Genomic DNA, 16,615 nt, shown 5'->3' with positions numbered 1-16,615 from the left:
TGAATACAATGAATCATTAATACAAAACAAAAGAGGGTGTATTTTCTGATGAATAAATCTATTCATTTTTAATGAAAAAACAGAATTTTAGAAAGATAAAAATTCATAAATGTAGAGAGTGAAACTGATAATGTCAAATATACACAAAGTTTTCATTTGTATAATAGATAGGAATAGCATTAACAATAAAACAAAAAAGAGACAGGCGAGAATGTTTTGTAATTGCTAAGAAAGCGAAGATATTTGAAATGTGTAATAGTTACTCTATAAAATATTGATAATAATATCAAACTATTTTTGTGTGATACTTACATATACTAAATTGATGTATAATTATTGTGAAATGAAATAATTGTTTTATATAATATATGAATTTGAGGCAATTATAGTTGTTTTTAATAAATAAGACCATTTTTTAGGTTCTATTACACATGTCTATTATTTGCAACGTATATTCAATACTATTGATTTTTTAATTAAATTAACTTAAAATGATTTTTTTAAGTTATATTGCCAGTGTAACTAACACAGACGGTGTCCGAAAAGTCTTTTTAATAGAGTAGGAAAAATACAAATTTTAGAACCATGAAAAAAATTAAATTAGCAGTAATACTTTTACTATCTACAACTATGTTTATGTCTTGTGAGAAGCAAGAAGAACTTTTAAATCAAACGATTCAGAAAGAAAATCAAATTTTGGTAGAAAATATTAATTTTGAGGGAAACATTAGGGAAACTACTGGCTATAATTCGTTAGCTGATATGTTAGCAGATGGATATGAATTAGCTAAAGTTGAAACAGAAAGTGTTGCTCTAACAGAAGAAGAAACTCAGAAAAATGCTAAAGTACAAAATACACTTACAACCAATATAACATTTCAGGATCTTAATAACCTTGGTTATAATGAGTGGAAGTTACGAGATTTAGTTAAAAACCAATTTGGTCACAATCCAGATGGATTATCACTTAATAGCGAGCGCAAGTTTAGTGCGCCAAACCCAACAATTACAGATAGATACAGTCATCCAGCACGTATGAATACGGGTACTCCAAACGTTACAACTACAGGGCAACAAATAGGAGCAAGAGATCTTATTGCTGTTGTTACTCTTAGCAATTATTCCAATCAGACAGATAATATGAGTTTCACTAGAACTCATACTTCTGGAACTACAAAAAGTTGGACTATTAGTCAGTCTGTCAGTGTTACTATAGGAGGTAAAGTTGGAATACCTCTAATATCAGAAGGATCGGTTGAAGTGGCAGTAGGATTGAGTGCATCTCAAGGCAGTGAGGTTACAAATACGATTAGTAACTCGGTGACTGTAAGTGGTGATGTTCCTCCTAATAGCCAAAGAACTTTTTATTTATATGCAAGAGAGCAAGAGGTAACAGCTAGTTATGTTTTACCTGTCTATCTAACTGGTCATTTAGGTGCTAATTTTGGAAAAAGAGTTAATGGACACTACTTTTGGTTTCCAACAGTAAGCAGCTTAGTTGGTGGTTCAAGACAACAAATAGGAACTGTTTCTAGTAGAAAAGTTCTACGTTTTGAGGCAACAGCTGGTGCAGCAACTAGTCTTTAGTATGCCTTTATTCTAGTGATAAGTAACTGGTCAAAATTATTTATAGATTAGTGAAATCTGTCTGAAAGGTTAAAGCTATTTTAACAGGTTAAATTTCTCGATAGGTTTTATTTTGACTAGTTACTTAGTAAGACTAAAAAAATAAATTTACATTTTTAGCTATCTATAAAACAGGGTTAAAACCCTGTTTATTAATGCGTGAATTTTTCAAAGTGTAAATTTATTCATTTTATATTCCTTATTTCAAAAATTATATACTAATAATCTTTTATTAGTATATAAATGGACTGCTTATACGACATCCAAAAATAGCCGTCGCTTGCTTTTACCAAGTGACTTATATGTATTTGTCATTCTAAAAAGCTGTGGTTTTTATATTTATGTTATTTGAATCATTCTAAAAATCAGCTTTCCAACCTAAACGAAGCCCAGCAACTCCTGTATTTGTCAATGAATATTCGGCTCTCAAAACCATGTTAAAATAAAGCACTATATCAATTCCTGCACCTGTTCCGTACATCCACTGATTAGGAAGTGAATTTGACTGGTAAGGATTTAAAAGCTGTGCATATCCTGTATCAAAATAAATTTTTGGATAAATAGCAACAGGAACTTTTGAAAATTGAGAAGGCATTTTATTAAAGCGAAATGTATTTTCAAAGAGTTTGAATCGTAATGTGTTTTTCAAAATAAAATGCTGCTCACTTTCCACTACATTATATTCAAAGCCACGAATTACATCACGTCCGTACCCAATTCCACGCAGATTTGTATAAGGCGTATTTTGAGCAAAAGTCAGTTTCATACTGGCAGAAGAATGAAAGAAGAATTTTTTGGAAAGAGGAACAAATTTAGCAAATTCAGTGCGAGCCATAAATAAACTAAAGTCATTTTTTTCAATTCCTAAACCTTGCTGCTGAACAGCAAATAAAAAATAATAACCCTTTAATGGATAATTGGCTCTATCCCTCAAATCTCTAAAAAAATTATATTCTAATTCTACATAACGCTGATTTGTTTTTCCTTCTCCAAAAAAGTTTGCATTCAATTGTGCAACTGTATCAGCAATATTTTGGTTTCTGTATCCTACAAAGAAAGTATGACGGTCATAAAAGCGACTGCGAGCTGTAAGAGAAAGACCACTATAAAATCTAGAACTAAGTATTTCTCTATCAGGAGTTTCTATGAAACGAACCGTATCACGGTCTGTGATATACCCTAAATTTGTATTTTCAGCATAACCTACCGAAATATTTAACCCTAAAGTTTGTGCTTTATTGATATAAGGAATAGAATAACGAAGATCATATTTGTTGGTAAAACCTGTTTGAAGAAGAAGAGATAGATTTTCATTTCTTCCTCTAAAATTATTATGTTTTACTCTGATTCCATATTCCAAACGTCTCAAATCTCTACCTTGTTGATTCCACCAAACATTAAAATTTCGGTCTGCAAGTTCGATAAGTGGAATGGGATAAATATACCATTGTTCAGTAAGACTGATTATAACATCTAATTCTCCTTTTCTAAATTCTTCATAAAAAATATCTACTGTAACAAAAAGACGAGTATTAAAAATTTTATTAGATTCTTGCTCTAAAATCTCTTCTATATCTTTTCTATGAATTTTATAACCTTCATATATGGCAAGTTCTCTGAAAATAATTCTGTCTTTGGTCTTCTTGTGACATTCTAAATGAATATGAGAAATAGTTACACTATCACTAGAAAAATAGGTTGCTGATTCATCAGGCGATTTTTCAGTTTGTTTTTTTGAAGAATTTATTTTTTTACTTTGTTTATTATTACTTATTGTTGTTTTCTCTGTTTCATCTTGTGCTTTTATTTCAAAATTAATTGTTATAAAAATTAGCCAGAAAAAAAATAGAGAAAATATATATTTAGGTGCGTGTGCAATCATTTATCAATATTCTTTAAAACTTCCATTAGAAGTACCTTTAATTCATTTTTAACTGTAGTCATATAATTAGCTGTTCTACAAATTTATCTATTTTCTAATATAATGACCCTACAATATGGCATTTTGGTTGCAAAAAACACAAACCTTATTTCATATTTTTCGTTAAAAGGCTTTTTTAATAAAAATAGTGCAAAAAAAAGTCCTATTTTAATAAAACTCATTTGGGTTCTAATTAAAATAGGAATTTTTATTTTTTTATAAAAAGTAAAATTACTCTTGTGTAGTTGTAGTTTCTTCTACTTTTACTTCCTCAGTTGTTCCTGTTACTTTTACAGGATAGTCTTGTCTTGTGCTTTTTACCTCCTTAGACTCATACATTTTAGTATAAATTGCCTTCGAACGGTCAATGATTCCTTCTGGATCATCATACTGATTAGGAAGTTGCTTTGGTTCTGCTTCTCTACTTTGTCCATAGATGCGCTCACTTTCCAAATTTTTTCCTTTATTTGGTGCAGGTTGGTTATGTTCACCACAAGCCGTGAAGAAAACTAAAAGCGCAGCAAAAGCTAAAATTGTTCTGAATTGTTTCAACATATTTCTGTATTTTTTAATACTGATTAATTGTTAGTTATTAATGTAATGACTACTCTATTACAATCTGTGTAAAAGATAGTTTTTCAATAGGTCAAAATTACGCACCAAAACCCAAACTTAAAAATAAGATTAAAGAATAGTTTTAATTTTCCATCACTAATTTTCTGTAATGGCTAATTTATAGGCTGTATCTAAAGCTTCTTCTGATTCTGTTTCCACATTTGGGATGATTCCTACGCCTTCCCAATCTGTATGAGTAACTGAGTTTTCTACTCTTCCTGTCGGAATAAAAATACCGAAATTATTATTGATTTTCATTTCTTCTCCTGGATGTGCGCTACCACTTGTTTTTGAACCAATAATAGTTGCTCTTTTCAAACTCTGTAAATTGTATGCAAATTCTTCTGCTGCTGAGAATGTTTTTTCATTTACCAAGATATATAATTTAACAGTAGGCATTCTCTTACCCAAAACATAAGGTAGCGTCCACGTTTGATTACGCTCATTTGTTGGTCTATAAATAAAAGTATTCAAATGAATGGGATAACCTTCAAAAAAATAGGTAGTCAGAAGTTGTATCAATTCAGGACTTCCCCCATAATTATTTCTAATATCAATAATTATAGCATCAGAATTAGATAAAAAATTCATAGCTGCAACAGCCGTTTCTCCACAAAACGCTGTACTATGAAAATGATTGAGTTTTAGATAACCTACATTACCATCTAAAATTTTTAATTCGGAAAAACCAAAATTTTGCTTTCTCAATTTATTCTTATATTCTTCTATTTCTGCTATTGAATCTTGAATGGTATAAATTCGCTCTGACATATTTTCCTTACTAGATTCAGGTCTATAAATTAGCCTCAAGTGTGTGTCTTGATTTATAGAGCGTAAGTCTTCTGTGATTCTTTCTTTAAAAGCAACATATTCATTTATATCATCATAAGTCCCTTTTTTGAGATTGGTCAAGAGCAAATCAGATATTTTTTTTGCCACTTCTGGAAAAACATAATTTTTTGAGAGCAAAGAGTCTATCTTATGAATGATAGTTTGTTTTTCTGTTTGTGATAAATTAGTTGTGGGTTCTTTTTTTATAAAAGATTGAAAGGTAAAAAAGAATATAAAGCATAAAAGGAACAAAACAGGTAAGGTAATTTTCATTTTTGATTTAATTAAGATAATGAATTACTGACAGTTTGAAATAATTTTTTGTAGTGTAGAATAGAGTTGATTTATTTCTAAATCACTCAACCCATATAAAGCCGTTTTTCTGTTTTGCTCAATGACTGGATTAAGAAGTTGAAGCGTAGTTTTTCCCTTTTCAGTCAATATTAGGTTAAATCTTCTTCGGTCTTCTTTATCAATTTCCCTAGTGAGATAATCCTTGTTTACCATTAATTCAATCATACGAGTAATAGAGGCACTATCTTTAAAAATTTGAATAGCAATTTCCTTTTGAGAAAGTGAATTTTGTTTATCAAGAATAATCAAAACAAGGCATTGGTCAATCGTAATATCATCAACTACAGTGGAGATATTTCTTTGACAGAATTTTCTGTACTCTTTAATTGCTTGTTCGATAGAGTAAAGAGCTGTTTGTGTAGGTGTATTAAATTCCATAGGTTTTTTTATTTGATGTAAATATAATTGATATATCAATTAAAACCTAATTTGTTAAGAAACTATTTTTTGTTTAAAGTCTAAAAATTTTGTTAGATTATTCTAACTTTATATATTTGCACTATCAAATTTTTAAAACAGAATGCTAAAACTTATAATTACCTTATTTTTATGCGAATACAGAATTTACTTTTTGCAGCATTTTTAGTGCTTATTTCATTTTCTACTTATTCTCAAAATAGCCTTCCACATCAATCACAAGGAGAAATCAAAGGAAAAATAACCTTAGAAGGTTCAATTATTAGTTTTGCAACTATTCAGATAAAAGAAAAAATTAGTATTAATAATGAGGATAAAATCATCGGAACTACAAGCGATAAAAATGGAAACTATGAATTAAAAAACATTCCCTTCGGAACTTATACTTTACTTGCTTCTTATTTGGGATTTGAAACGCAAACTAAAACAGTTATTTTGAATGAAGAAAATCCAGTTTTGGAAGTTAATTTTGATTTGAAAGAATCTATTTCAGAATTAAATCAAATTGTAGTTACGGCAACACGAACAGAAAAAAAACAAACCGATGCAGCCATTATGGTCGATATTATTGACAGCAAAACTTTAATAAATACACAATCTTGTAATTTGTCGGAAGGATTGAAGTTTCAAGCAGGTTTGAGAGTAGAAACGGATTGTCAGACGTGTAATTATACGCAACTTCGAATGAATGGACTTGCTGGTGGCTATTCACAGATTTTGATAAATGGTCGCCCTATTTTTAGTCCGTTGATGGGATTGTATGGAATGGAACAACTGCCTGTAAATATGATTGAGCGCATCGAAGTTGTGCGTGGAGGTGGTTCTGTTTTGTATGGTTCTAGTGCGATTGGTGGCGTGGTGAATGTTATTACAAAGATTCCAAAAGAAAATAATTATAATCTAGCTTATACCTATCAAAACATAAACTCACAAAGTAATGACAATATTATTACAGGAAATGCAACCGTTTTGACAGAGAAAAAAAATGCAGGAGTTTCTTTTTTTATCAATAATAGAAAGCGAGACTTTTACGACCACAACGAAGATAATTTTTCAGAATTACCCAAACTAGAAAATAATTCTTTTGGTGCAAATCTATTTTTTCGTCCTACCGACAATCAAAAATTAGAAGTCAGTTTTAGTAGTATCAATGAATATCGTTTTGGAGGAGAAATGACTGATAAAGTGGCACATTTAGCTCTACAAGCCGAAGAACGAACACATAACTTTTTGGTAGGAAATATCGATTATCAGATCAATTTTAATGGTGGGAACTCTTCTTTTATTACTTATTTGGCTACTCAAAATACAGACAGAAAACATTATACAGGAATAATTCCAGATGAAGAAAATATAATTGAATTTCAGAATCATTTAGAAAATCCTCCTTATGGAATTTCTAAAAACTCAACCTATCAAGCAGGTTTTCAGATCAATCATAGTCTTTCTAGTTTTTTGGGTGGAAGTAACATCTTGACTTTTGGCTCTGAATATGTAACTGATGATGTTTTGGATGTAATTGAAGCCTATAATTATAAAATTGACCAAACCACAAAAAATTTAGGTGTTTTTCTTCAAAGTGATTGGCAGATTACAAACAAATTAAATCTACTTTCAGGAATCCGAATGGATAAACATAATTTTTTAGAGAACCCTATTTTTAGTCCTCGTTTGTCTTTTTTATACAAAATTAAATCTCAAATGCAGCTTCGTGCTACTTGGAGTACAGGTTTTCGTGCGCCACAGGCTTTTGATGCTGATATGCACATTGCTTTTGCAGGAGGTGGAATTTCAAGAATTAGTCTTGCTGAAAACTTGAAACAAGAGCGTTCGAATAGCTTTAGCACTTCGATAAATTATGATAAATCAACAGAAAGTTTTATTGCAGGTTTTACTTTTGAGGGTTTTTATACAAAACTTGATAATGCGTTTTATTTATCGCCAAATGGAGAGGATAATTTTGGACAAAAATTTGAAAAACGAAATGGAGATGGCGCAACCGTTCAAGGGATTACACTAGAAACACGAGCAAATTATAACAAAAAAGCACAGTTAGAAGTCGGTTTTACACTTCAAAAAAGTCTTTTTGATGAGCCAGTAGAGAATATTGAAGGCTTAGAACTGAAAAGAGAGTTTTTAAGAACGCCAAATGATTATGGTTTTGCAACATTTTCATTTACACCAAACAAACGTTTTGCTATGAATATGAATGTTGTTTATACAGGAAAAATGCAGCTTATTCATTTTGCAGGCGCACCCGAACAAACAATTGATGAATATAAAGTTTCTGATACGTTTACAGAATTTAGTTTCAGAACGAGTTATGATTTTGATTTGAAGAAAACAAATTCAAAATTGCAGCTTTTTGGAGGAATAAAAAACCTATTTAATGCCTATCAAAATGATTTTGATAGTGGAAAAAATAGAGATAGTAATTATATTTATGGAAGTGCTGCACCGAGAACTTTTTTTGTGGGTGTTAGATTATCTAATCTTTAAATAAAATCGGTTTTTGATTTTTGTATTAGGGAGTGTATAAAATTTGAAAAAAAGCCTATGTAGGGATAATTTTATATTTTTTCTTGCTGATTTATTAGCTTTGTGATTGATGTTTTAAAACAGCGAAATACAAATACACAGCAAGATGTCGAATACATATTGCTTACTCGTTAAAAATGGGCGAGAGTCATTGTGTTTTACGAGCAACAGCAGAAACTTATTCTTTTTAAAAATAATACTTTTTTAGAATTTTTTATAAACAACTTTAACCAATATGAACGAAAATATACTAGATTCTGATTTTAAGTCTTCTCTAGAAGAAGAAGAAAAAGTTTTGGGAGAGGGAAATAAAATAAGACGAAGAAGAGCTTTACTTCCTGTTTGGATAAAAATATTTATTTGGATATTTATGATTTTCGGTTGTCTTTCTCCTTTATATCTTATTGCAGGGATTTTTGGTCTTACTTTTAGTTTTGCTATGTACGGACTAGAATCATTTGATACGTTTACAGTAACAGGAGTTGTGCTTACATTACTTTTTTTATCTAAAGGAGTTGTTGCTTTTGGGCTGTGGACAGAGAAAAAATGGGCTGTTACCTCAGCTATGATGGATGCAATACTTGGTATCGTAATTTGTATTCTTGTAATAGCTGTTCCATTAGTTATAAATAAGGGTTTTACATTTCGTCTTGAATTGTTTGTTCTTGTTCCTTATTTGATAAAGATGTACGAAATAAAAGACCAATGGGAAAGGAGAAAGGAATACAAAAAATAAATTTCTGTGGCTATTGCCCCCTTCTGTTCTTAGTCTCCCATACGAACAGAAGGTAAACCATTTACACACTCTATTTAATTATGAAAAAAATATAGAAGCTGCGATTGTTTTAAACAATTTGGGAGCATTGTATGAAGCGCAAGAAAAATATGCAGAAGCAAAAATATATTATGAAAAAGCTTTAGCAATGATAAAGGAAACAGTAGGAGAAACTCACCCACATTATCAAAACACATCAGCTAGTTTGAAAAGGTTAGATGAATTAAAAGCCAAAAAATAACTATTTAGTAGTTTTAAAATGAATTTAGATTTTGGATATATTTCTATGAGTTATGAAAAAAATAATCTTAGCATTAGCAATAAGTATATGGTCTTTTTCGACCTTTGCCCAAACTCCAAAAGGACTATATTTTGATGAATTAAATGAAACTGTTTGGCTATCATCAGTCATTAATTCTCAGTCAGACATTCTTGAATCTAAATTTCTTGGATTGCGTCTGGTAGAGATAGAAATAGATTTAATTCAACAAAATACAACACTTTGGTCTTTTGGGGAAAAATTGAAAATTAAATCGTATAACGCTGCTACAAAAGAAAGAAAAATAATTTTTGAATGTAACTATGAACACAATAAGGACAATAGAACACTAAAACTATTTTTGGATAACAAAATGGTTGAATTTAATTATTTACCTGTTTCAACGGGTAGTTATGTTCAATTGACCCAAGTCAAGAAAAAGAAATAAGTGTATTTAACCGAACAGTTCGCTCAAAGCGAACCGTTCGATAGTAAGTTATTTAAAGAATAATCACATCTCCATCATTTGGAATATGAACTTTATAAGATAAACCATTTTTTTCTAGTTCTTTTTGTAATCCTATTCGTGTGGTAGGACAATGATTTACGGCTTCCAAATGATTTGCAATCACTATTCCATCAGAGTTTTGGACAAACTTTACAATATCTTTCATTTTCATAAGTAAAGGCTGAAAAATATCAAGTTGTGCGCTACCACAAGCGATGACACTTATAGCAGGTTTATATTCCTTCAAAACTTTATCGACAGAAGGTGTATAAATGGTATCCGAACTTAAATAAATTGATTTTTGATTGGGCAATTCAATATAAAATCCCATTACATTTCCCATTGGTTTTGAGATAAATCCATAGCCGTGTTTGGCTGGAATTCCTTCTATTGTTCCTCCTAGAAAGTTACTTTTTTTCCAATAATCTATGGTTTGAACGACATCTAAACCTTTCTTTTTGAATAATTTTTCGTCTTTAATGCTGCATGTAACAGGAATATTATTTTTAATCAAAAATCGTTCTGCTGCTGTATCTAGGTGGTCTGGGTGTGCGTGAGTAATCAAACAATGAGTGACTTTATTTAAAATTGCTTGAGAGTTATCTGGTAATTCTACAATAGGATTTTTTTGAGCCTTAAAACGAAAAAATGTGAAAGTAGGTAATGTTCCTTTTTTCCCTAACATAGGTTCGACAAGGATTACATCTTTTTCGGTTTCAATAACTAGCGTTGCATTTCGGAGATGATGAATTTGAAGCATAAAAACTAAATCTAAAAATTTGAAGTGAAGATTTGAAAGCTACAAAGTAAATCCTTTGAAAAACAAAATTAGTTGATTCAAGTCAAGAAATGCGTTTTCGAATTCGACTTAATGTTTCAGGACTAATATTCAAAAAAGAAGCGATGTGATATTGAGGTATAAGTTCTAACCAATGTTTTTTGTAGATAAATAATTCTTGATAGAGTTCTTCAGGCGTTTTGGTAATTCTATTATATTCTAAAAGTTCTTTGTGTTTTAATAGCTTTTGAAAAGAAGATTCTATAATAGTTTTTCCACATTGATATTTTTCCAATAATTGCTCAAACTTTATTTTATCAATGCTTAATACTTCTGCTTTGGTAAGACTTTGTTGATTTTTTTTGGTAGCTATTCCACCATTAAATGCTGACAAATCTGTAATAAATTGAGGTTGAGTATAAAAATTTATATTGATTTCCCTTTCTGATGTTGAATAATATTCCCTAATTATTCCTTTATTTAAAAAACGAAGTTCTTTTTCAAAATCATTTTCTTTAAGAAGAATAGTGTTTTTGTCAATTTTTTTAAGTTCGAATAGGGAAAAGAGTTCCTCTAATCCATGTTTATTGAGAGGATATTGTTTTTTGAAAAAGGTACTTACTTCTCTAAACTGATTCATAACTTATCTACTCATTTTGTATTTTCTTGTTCCAACAGCTCTTGTGCTTTTTGGTTTGCTTCTTCTTTACTGCTCACAATAAAAACAGGACTAGGATAGGATTTAACAATAAAAATAGCTTTTAATACTGTTCTATGTAAAAAAGAAGGAGCAATAAAAATGATGGCAATCGCTTGTTTTTGAATGCGTTCATTATTTTCTTCCAAATATTTTCCTTGCAAAATTCTATATTTAGCTGCTAAATAAGAGGCTTTTGAAGTATCCATAATAGAAATATAACGCTCTGTTTTTGATGGAATATCAGCCGTTTCTTTTAAATACGCATTAAAATTTTCATCAGTTGCTTTTTCTCCTGTAAACTCAATTTCTATAAGAGGAAGTTTTGAGTAATCGAAAACTGCATAAGGTTGATTTTCCATTTTAGATATTTAGTTTGGTTTGTTCTTCTTCCAACAACTCTTGTGCTTTTTTTTGTGCTTCTTCTTTACTACTCACAATAAAAACAGGACTAGGATAAGGTTTTATAAAAAAAACACCTTTTAGTAACGTTCTATGCAAAAAAGAAGGAGCAATAAAAATGATAGCAATCGCTTGTTTTTGAATGCGTTCATTATTTTCTTCCAAATATTTTCCTTGCATAATTCTATATTTGGCAGCCAAGTAAGATGCTTTTGTCATATCCAAAATAGAAATATAACGTTCAGCTTTCATAGAAATAGAATTTATTTCTTCTAGGTAAGCTGCAAAATTTGCATCATTAGCCTCTGCCCCTGTCATTTTTCCTTGCACAAGAGGAAGTTCTGAGTAATCGAAAACTGCATAGGGTTGATTTTCCATTTTTTATTTTTCTATTTCTATATTCTCATTTTCTAAAAGTTCATTTATCCATTCAGTAGCTTCTTCTTTGGTTTTACAAACTTTTACTTTACTTGGATAAGGTTTTACCAAAAAAATAGCTTGTACAATTGTTCGTTGAAGAAAAGAAGGAGCTATCAATGCAAGTCCAATAGATTGTTTAGCTATTTTGTCTTTGGTATTTTCTAAATCTTTTCCTTGCATAATACGATACTTGGCTGCCAAATACTGCATTTTTGAAATATCGTATACGAGTGCATAGCGTTCCCATTCAAACGCTTTGTGAGATTGTAGAGTATATTCTTCAAAATTTTCATCTGTGGCAGTATTTTCTGTAAAAGTCACATAGATGATAGGTTTCTCAAATTCAAACGTTGCTAAAGACTGGTTTTCCATTTTTTATTTTTCTATTTCTATATTCTCATTTTCTAAAAGTTCATTTATCCATTCAGTAGCTTCTTCTTTCGTTTTACAAACTTTTACTTCGCTTGGATAAGGTTTTATTATAAAGACAGCTTCCAAAAGCATTCTCTGTAATACCGAGGGAGCAATAATTGCCATTCCGATAGAAAATTGAGCAACATTATTTTTATTTAATTTTAGAGCATTTCCTTGCATAATACGATGTTTTGCTCCTACATATTTTGTGTCTGTTGCATCTAAAAGGATTGCATAACGTCCCTTTTCATAAATTTTGCCTACTTCATCTACATAATCTTGAAAGTTTTGGTCTGTAATTTCAGTATCAGTTAATTTTATATGAACTAAAGGAAATTCTGAATAATCAAAAATAGCGTACGGTTTTTTGGTAGTTTCCATAATAAGTCAATAATTTGTTAGCAGATAATGAACTTAAACTCCTTGTACTTCAAGATGAATTGTTTTCATTTTTTCTACTTCTAATTGAAGCAAGACAGTAAGACTATGCATATCTTTTAAATACGAGTAAATTTGAGTAGCTCGTAACTGCTTATTTTCTAAATTACTTTCACTCATCAAAATACTTTCTGAGATATATGCTTTTGCTTCTTCTGAAAAATCAATGCCAAAAGATACATATTTTTCTATAAAATAATCAATGTTGTTAGTATTGATTGTACTTTTTATTATCTTTTCAACTGAACCAAATAACGTTTTGGGAGCATTTTCTATATCAAAATACCCTTTATTATTATTTGGTTTTATTCCTAAAGAAAGCTCTAAAATGGCTTTATAAAAATCTAAAACGGTATGCTGATTTACTTTTTGATGCGTATTTTGGTTTACTCTTTTTCGCCATTTTTCTATAAAAAATAAGCTAATTTGTTTATTCTCATCTTCATCTTGATTCATCTTTTTAAGTTCTTCAAAAATCCAATCTATTTCTTGATTGGATAATAAGTATATTTTATTCTCTTGAATTAAATTATTTTCTTTTTCAATAAAATAAAGTAGCCTATTGATAGAAGAAGGATGAAGAAAAGGATCTACAAAAACAGAAGTAATAGGTTGATTTTTTTCTACTTGGCTTTTAGCGTAGTGATAGAGTTCCTTTAAATTGTTTTTGAGATGGTAAATACTATTTTCGTGAATCCATTGTAGAAACAAGAAACAGTATTTTTCTAAAATAGAATAATTTTTTCTTGAGAAAATACCTGCATATTTTTCATCTTTATGAATTTCAAAATCAGATTGATGAGTTTGAATAATATCGAAAATATATTTTCTAACTGTATTTTGATTATGTGCTTGTACCCAAATCTTGAATTTTGTATTCGAAATATGTGTCGAATATTCCCAATTAGATAAAATTCCCATTTGATGAAAACGAATAATTGTCCTTTCTACAGTCAGTTTTCTATCTACTTTCTGCGAAAAAAGTCTAAAATCTAAATCTGAAATTTCTACTTCTGAAATCTTGATAATCTTATCTTTTTGTTCTTCTGCATCGTTTTTTGTATCTGTTATTAAACAATATTTATCATAAAACTGCTTCATAAACTCTACTTCTTCCTCAACAGGCTCAACTTTAGAAGCCCATTCCAACAGATGCCTATACATATCGCCACCCAGCCAACTTACATCTCTATTCATATTGCGAATATCTGAAAGGCGAGTAGTTGGTTCAAAAAGTTTTAATAGTGTTTTTTCATCTTTTTCTTTTTGAAAAATGATATAGGTTTTTGAGTTTTTCTGTTTTATTCTATTCGAAATATCTAAAAGTTGAGTCAAAGATTTTGGTAAACCATATTGAATAACAAAATCTAAATTCTCCAAATTAATTCCAGAGTTAAGCGCAGAAGTAGAAGCTACAAGTACGTCTTGAGAAGTTTTGAGAGCATTTCTTAAATAATTTCGTTTTATAAAATGTGTTTCTTTGTCGTCATGTGAGCCTTGTGGGATTTTGATAGAATAGGGATAAACTTTTCGCTTCAAATCAAACTCTAATCGTTCGGAAAGCAGATAAGAGCCTGTACTTCCATTTACTCCCGAAGTAAAAATTATTCCTTTATTTTTTATACTTTCTTGATTCGTCTCATTTTGAATATTTTTTAGAATATTTACAAGAGCAGAATATGTATTTTCTGTTTCTATAAATTCAAAATTGGATATTTTATTTTCCAAAAATTCAGAAGCATTTACAGAAGCATAAAAATCATTTTCTTCTACTTTGAAAGTATTTTGAATAGACTTTGAAGCAGATTGATCTAAAAAATGGGATAGAAATACAAAAGGTGTTTTGGCTGCATCAAAATAATTGTAATAAATACTTTCTAAAGCAATATATTCTTCTTTATGTTGAGAACTCCACTCTGAAAAACGATGAATTTCATCAACTAAGAAGTATGCCCAGTTTATTTGATTTTTAGTAGTAGAGCCTTCATTGTTTTCATTGCTTATAAAGTTTTTAAACTCCTTTGTATTGAGTAAATCGGCTGTCAGAATTAGCAAGAAAACTTTATTTTCTTTTACTAAATCTTGTGCTTGTTTTACTTCTTGACTGCTCATTTCGGAATGCCAAACCGTAGTTTTATCTACTCCATTTTTAGCCAATTCTTCCATTTTATCCAAAGCAACATCAGTAGAAGCACAGACAAGAAGTGAAGGAGAAGATTGTAAAACAGAAAGCCAACCAAAAATGAAATTAGAGTCAATCTGCAAAGGAATATTTGCCAAAACAGACTGACCATTAAGAGCTTTTGCAAGCAAAATTTGAATAAAAGAAGATGAATTTGCTTTTAAAACATGGCTTGTTTCTGAGTTTAAAGAATGATTGAGTAAAAATTCAGAGCGTTTCAAATCATTATTGTCATCAAAACTCCAATTCTGAAAATCAGATTGAAAAAAAGAGTGAGAAAGAACAGGAAACTGTTTGGATAAAGGTTTTCCTTCATCAGAATGAAATGAAAAACGATAATTTTCAGCATATTCATTTCGTATTTTTATCCAATTTCTATTCTTATCAGAATCTGTCCAACGATGCAGAATACTAAAATCTACTTTTAGTATTTCTTGATTATTTTCTCTATTGTCGCTTTGTTTTAATTCTAATTCAGAAAAAACAGTAGTGATAGAAACTTTAGGAGCTACAAATGGTAATTCTGGAAATAACTGCAAAACTAATTTTTGAATGCTTTCAATAGCTAATTCTATAATTTCTTTTGGAATTTGTTCTTTTTCTCGCATCAAAAAAACAGCTTTCCATGCTTTATCATCTAGTTTCCAAACTCCTCTAAAAAGCATTTCTGCTGTCAGAATCTGGACACGAATAAGAGCTGCTTTCCACCAAACTTGGGTAATAATTGTTTCTCTAGGCTGATTGGTTGCTGTTCTGTTCCACTCTCTGAGTTTATTTGAAAAAATAGGTTTTTCTACTTGGTGGCGAATCCATTCCATTTTTTCACGAATCAAATCAGTTTCGTTTACAATCTCTTCAACTGTAAAGCTGACGACATAAATTCCTTTCGAACGTAGTTTTTGTTCAATTTTTTGTTGTTTTTCTCTTTCTTTACTGCTAACAACAATCAAAATGGCTAGTTCTGCAATTGGCAAATAAAAATTTATAACTGTATCTTTTAATTCTGGATTTACATTATCTTGAGTAATTTCTAACTGTAAAGCATCTGATAAAGAGGCATTTGACCAAAACAAAAACTCTAAAAATCCCCATTCGGGTAAATAACTTTGTAAGCGTTCACGCAAAAACAAACGCATTGCTTTTTCAGAACTATTTTGTTTGCTCTGCTGCTCAAATTTCCATTTTGGAATGTATTTATTCTTTTCTGAAATTTGTAAAGGAAGCAGAGGAATGTAATTTTCTACTTGATTGTCTTGTACATTAAATCTCGCAGCCAATTCTTCAGGCAATGGCATTACCAAACTGCGCTGCAAAAAACGCAATAAAAAAGCAAATTTAGTCTTTTCTTCCTCAACCACTTTTTGAGAGAAAAAAGGTAAATTCTGAATTACAAAATGATTGGTTGTGTTGGTATAACCTGCTGAATAGTGCATCATAAAT

General features: G+C 30.1%; 16 protein-coding genes. 5 read left to right on the top strand and 11 right to left on the bottom strand.

What is annotated here, in order from left to right:
• Positions 1-585: 585 nt before the first annotated feature.
• On the top strand, positions 586-1,587 hold the full coding sequence (locus V9L04_RS00370) for a hypothetical protein (RefSeq protein ID WP_338792072.1): 1,002 nt from the start codon (positions 586-588) through the stop codon (positions 1,585-1,587).
• Positions 1,588-1,984: 397 nt separating this feature from the next.
• On the opposite strand, the gene V9L04_RS00365 is transcribed toward V9L04_RS00370, so the two are convergent.
• The 4 genes from V9L04_RS00365 to V9L04_RS00350 form a co-directional block, all read right to left on the bottom strand.
• Positions 1,985-3,508 carry a hypothetical protein gene (locus V9L04_RS00365; RefSeq protein WP_338792071.1) on the bottom strand — a complete coding sequence of 508 codons (1,524 nt, stop codon included), beginning with the start codon at positions 3,506-3,508 and terminating at the stop codon, positions 1,985-1,987.
• A 270-nt stretch (positions 3,509-3,778) separates the two neighbouring features.
• Positions 3,779-4,102 carry a hypothetical protein gene (locus V9L04_RS00360; protein ID WP_338792070.1) on the bottom strand — a complete coding sequence of 108 codons (324 nt, stop codon included), beginning with the start codon at positions 4,100-4,102 and terminating at the stop codon, positions 3,779-3,781.
• A gap of 156 nt (positions 4,103-4,258) precedes the next feature.
• Complete coding sequence (locus tag V9L04_RS00355; RefSeq protein ID WP_338792069.1) at positions 4,259-5,266, bottom strand: S41 family peptidase; 1,008 nt, start codon at positions 5,264-5,266, stop codon at positions 4,259-4,261.
• 24 nt (positions 5,267-5,290) lie between these two features.
• The gene (locus V9L04_RS00350; RefSeq protein WP_338792068.1) at positions 5,291-5,725 is read right to left on the bottom strand and encodes a MarR family transcriptional regulator; all 435 of its coding nucleotides are present in this window, start codon (positions 5,723-5,725) and stop codon (positions 5,291-5,293) included.
• Between the two features lie 171 nt (positions 5,726-5,896).
• Here V9L04_RS00350 and V9L04_RS00345 point away from each other — a divergent pair, with 171 nt between their 5' ends.
• The 4 genes from V9L04_RS00345 (at position 5,897) to V9L04_RS00330 (ending at position 9,784) form a co-directional block, all read left to right on the top strand.
• The gene (locus tag V9L04_RS00345) at positions 5,897-8,263 is read left to right on the top strand and encodes a TonB-dependent receptor (protein WP_338792067.1); all 2,367 of its coding nucleotides are present in this window, start codon (positions 5,897-5,899) and stop codon (positions 8,261-8,263) included.
• A gap of 274 nt (positions 8,264-8,537) precedes the next feature.
• On the top strand, positions 8,538-9,038 hold the full coding sequence (locus tag V9L04_RS00340; protein WP_338792066.1) for a hypothetical protein: 501 nt from the start codon (positions 8,538-8,540) through the stop codon (positions 9,036-9,038).
• Positions 9,039-9,051: 13 nt separating this feature from the next.
• Complete coding sequence (locus tag V9L04_RS00335; protein ID WP_338792065.1) at positions 9,052-9,318, top strand: tetratricopeptide repeat protein; 267 nt, start codon at positions 9,052-9,054, stop codon at positions 9,316-9,318.
• Positions 9,319-9,370: 52 nt separating this feature from the next.
• Positions 9,371-9,784, top strand: a complete 414-nt coding sequence (locus V9L04_RS00330) for a hypothetical protein (RefSeq protein ID WP_338792064.1) — start codon at positions 9,371-9,373, stop codon at positions 9,782-9,784.
• A 52-nt stretch (positions 9,785-9,836) separates the two neighbouring features.
• Here the strand turns inward: V9L04_RS00330 and V9L04_RS00325 are convergent, their stop codons facing one another.
• From V9L04_RS00325 to V9L04_RS00295, 7 genes are all read right to left on the bottom strand, one after another.
• Entirely contained in the window at positions 9,837-10,604 is a 768-nt protein-coding gene (locus V9L04_RS00325) for an MBL fold metallo-hydrolase (RefSeq protein WP_338792063.1), read from the bottom strand.
• An 82-nt stretch (positions 10,605-10,686) separates the two neighbouring features.
• The gene (locus tag V9L04_RS00320) at positions 10,687-11,262 is read right to left on the bottom strand and encodes a Crp/Fnr family transcriptional regulator (protein ID WP_338792062.1); all 576 of its coding nucleotides are present in this window, start codon (positions 11,260-11,262) and stop codon (positions 10,687-10,689) included.
• An 11-nt stretch (positions 11,263-11,273) separates the two neighbouring features.
• Positions 11,274-11,681: a hypothetical protein gene (locus V9L04_RS00315; protein WP_338792061.1), complete on the bottom strand. Its 408-nt coding sequence runs from the start codon at positions 11,679-11,681 to the stop codon at positions 11,274-11,276.
• 1 nt (position 11,682) lies between these two features.
• Positions 11,683-12,099 carry a hypothetical protein gene (locus V9L04_RS00310; RefSeq protein WP_338792060.1) on the bottom strand — a complete coding sequence of 139 codons (417 nt, stop codon included), beginning with the start codon at positions 12,097-12,099 and terminating at the stop codon, positions 11,683-11,685.
• Positions 12,100-12,102: 3 nt separating this feature from the next.
• Positions 12,103-12,513 carry a hypothetical protein gene (locus V9L04_RS00305; RefSeq protein WP_338792059.1) on the bottom strand — a complete coding sequence of 137 codons (411 nt, stop codon included), beginning with the start codon at positions 12,511-12,513 and terminating at the stop codon, positions 12,103-12,105.
• A 3-nt stretch (positions 12,514-12,516) separates the two neighbouring features.
• On the bottom strand, positions 12,517-12,936 hold the full coding sequence (locus V9L04_RS00300; RefSeq protein WP_338792058.1) for a hypothetical protein: 420 nt from the start codon (positions 12,934-12,936) through the stop codon (positions 12,517-12,519).
• A gap of 33 nt (positions 12,937-12,969) precedes the next feature.
• Positions 12,970-16,611 carry a DEAD/DEAH box helicase gene (locus tag V9L04_RS00295; protein ID WP_338792057.1) on the bottom strand — a complete coding sequence of 1,214 codons (3,642 nt, stop codon included), beginning with the start codon at positions 16,609-16,611 and terminating at the stop codon, positions 12,970-12,972.
• Positions 16,612-16,615: the final 4 nt, after the last annotated feature.

Source organism: Bernardetia sp. MNP-M8 (assembly GCF_037126285.1).
In the GTDB taxonomy this organism is placed as follows: domain Bacteria; phylum Bacteroidota; class Bacteroidia; order Cytophagales; family Bernardetiaceae; genus Bernardetia.
This window is presented reverse-complemented; position numbering and strand designations above follow the sequence as displayed.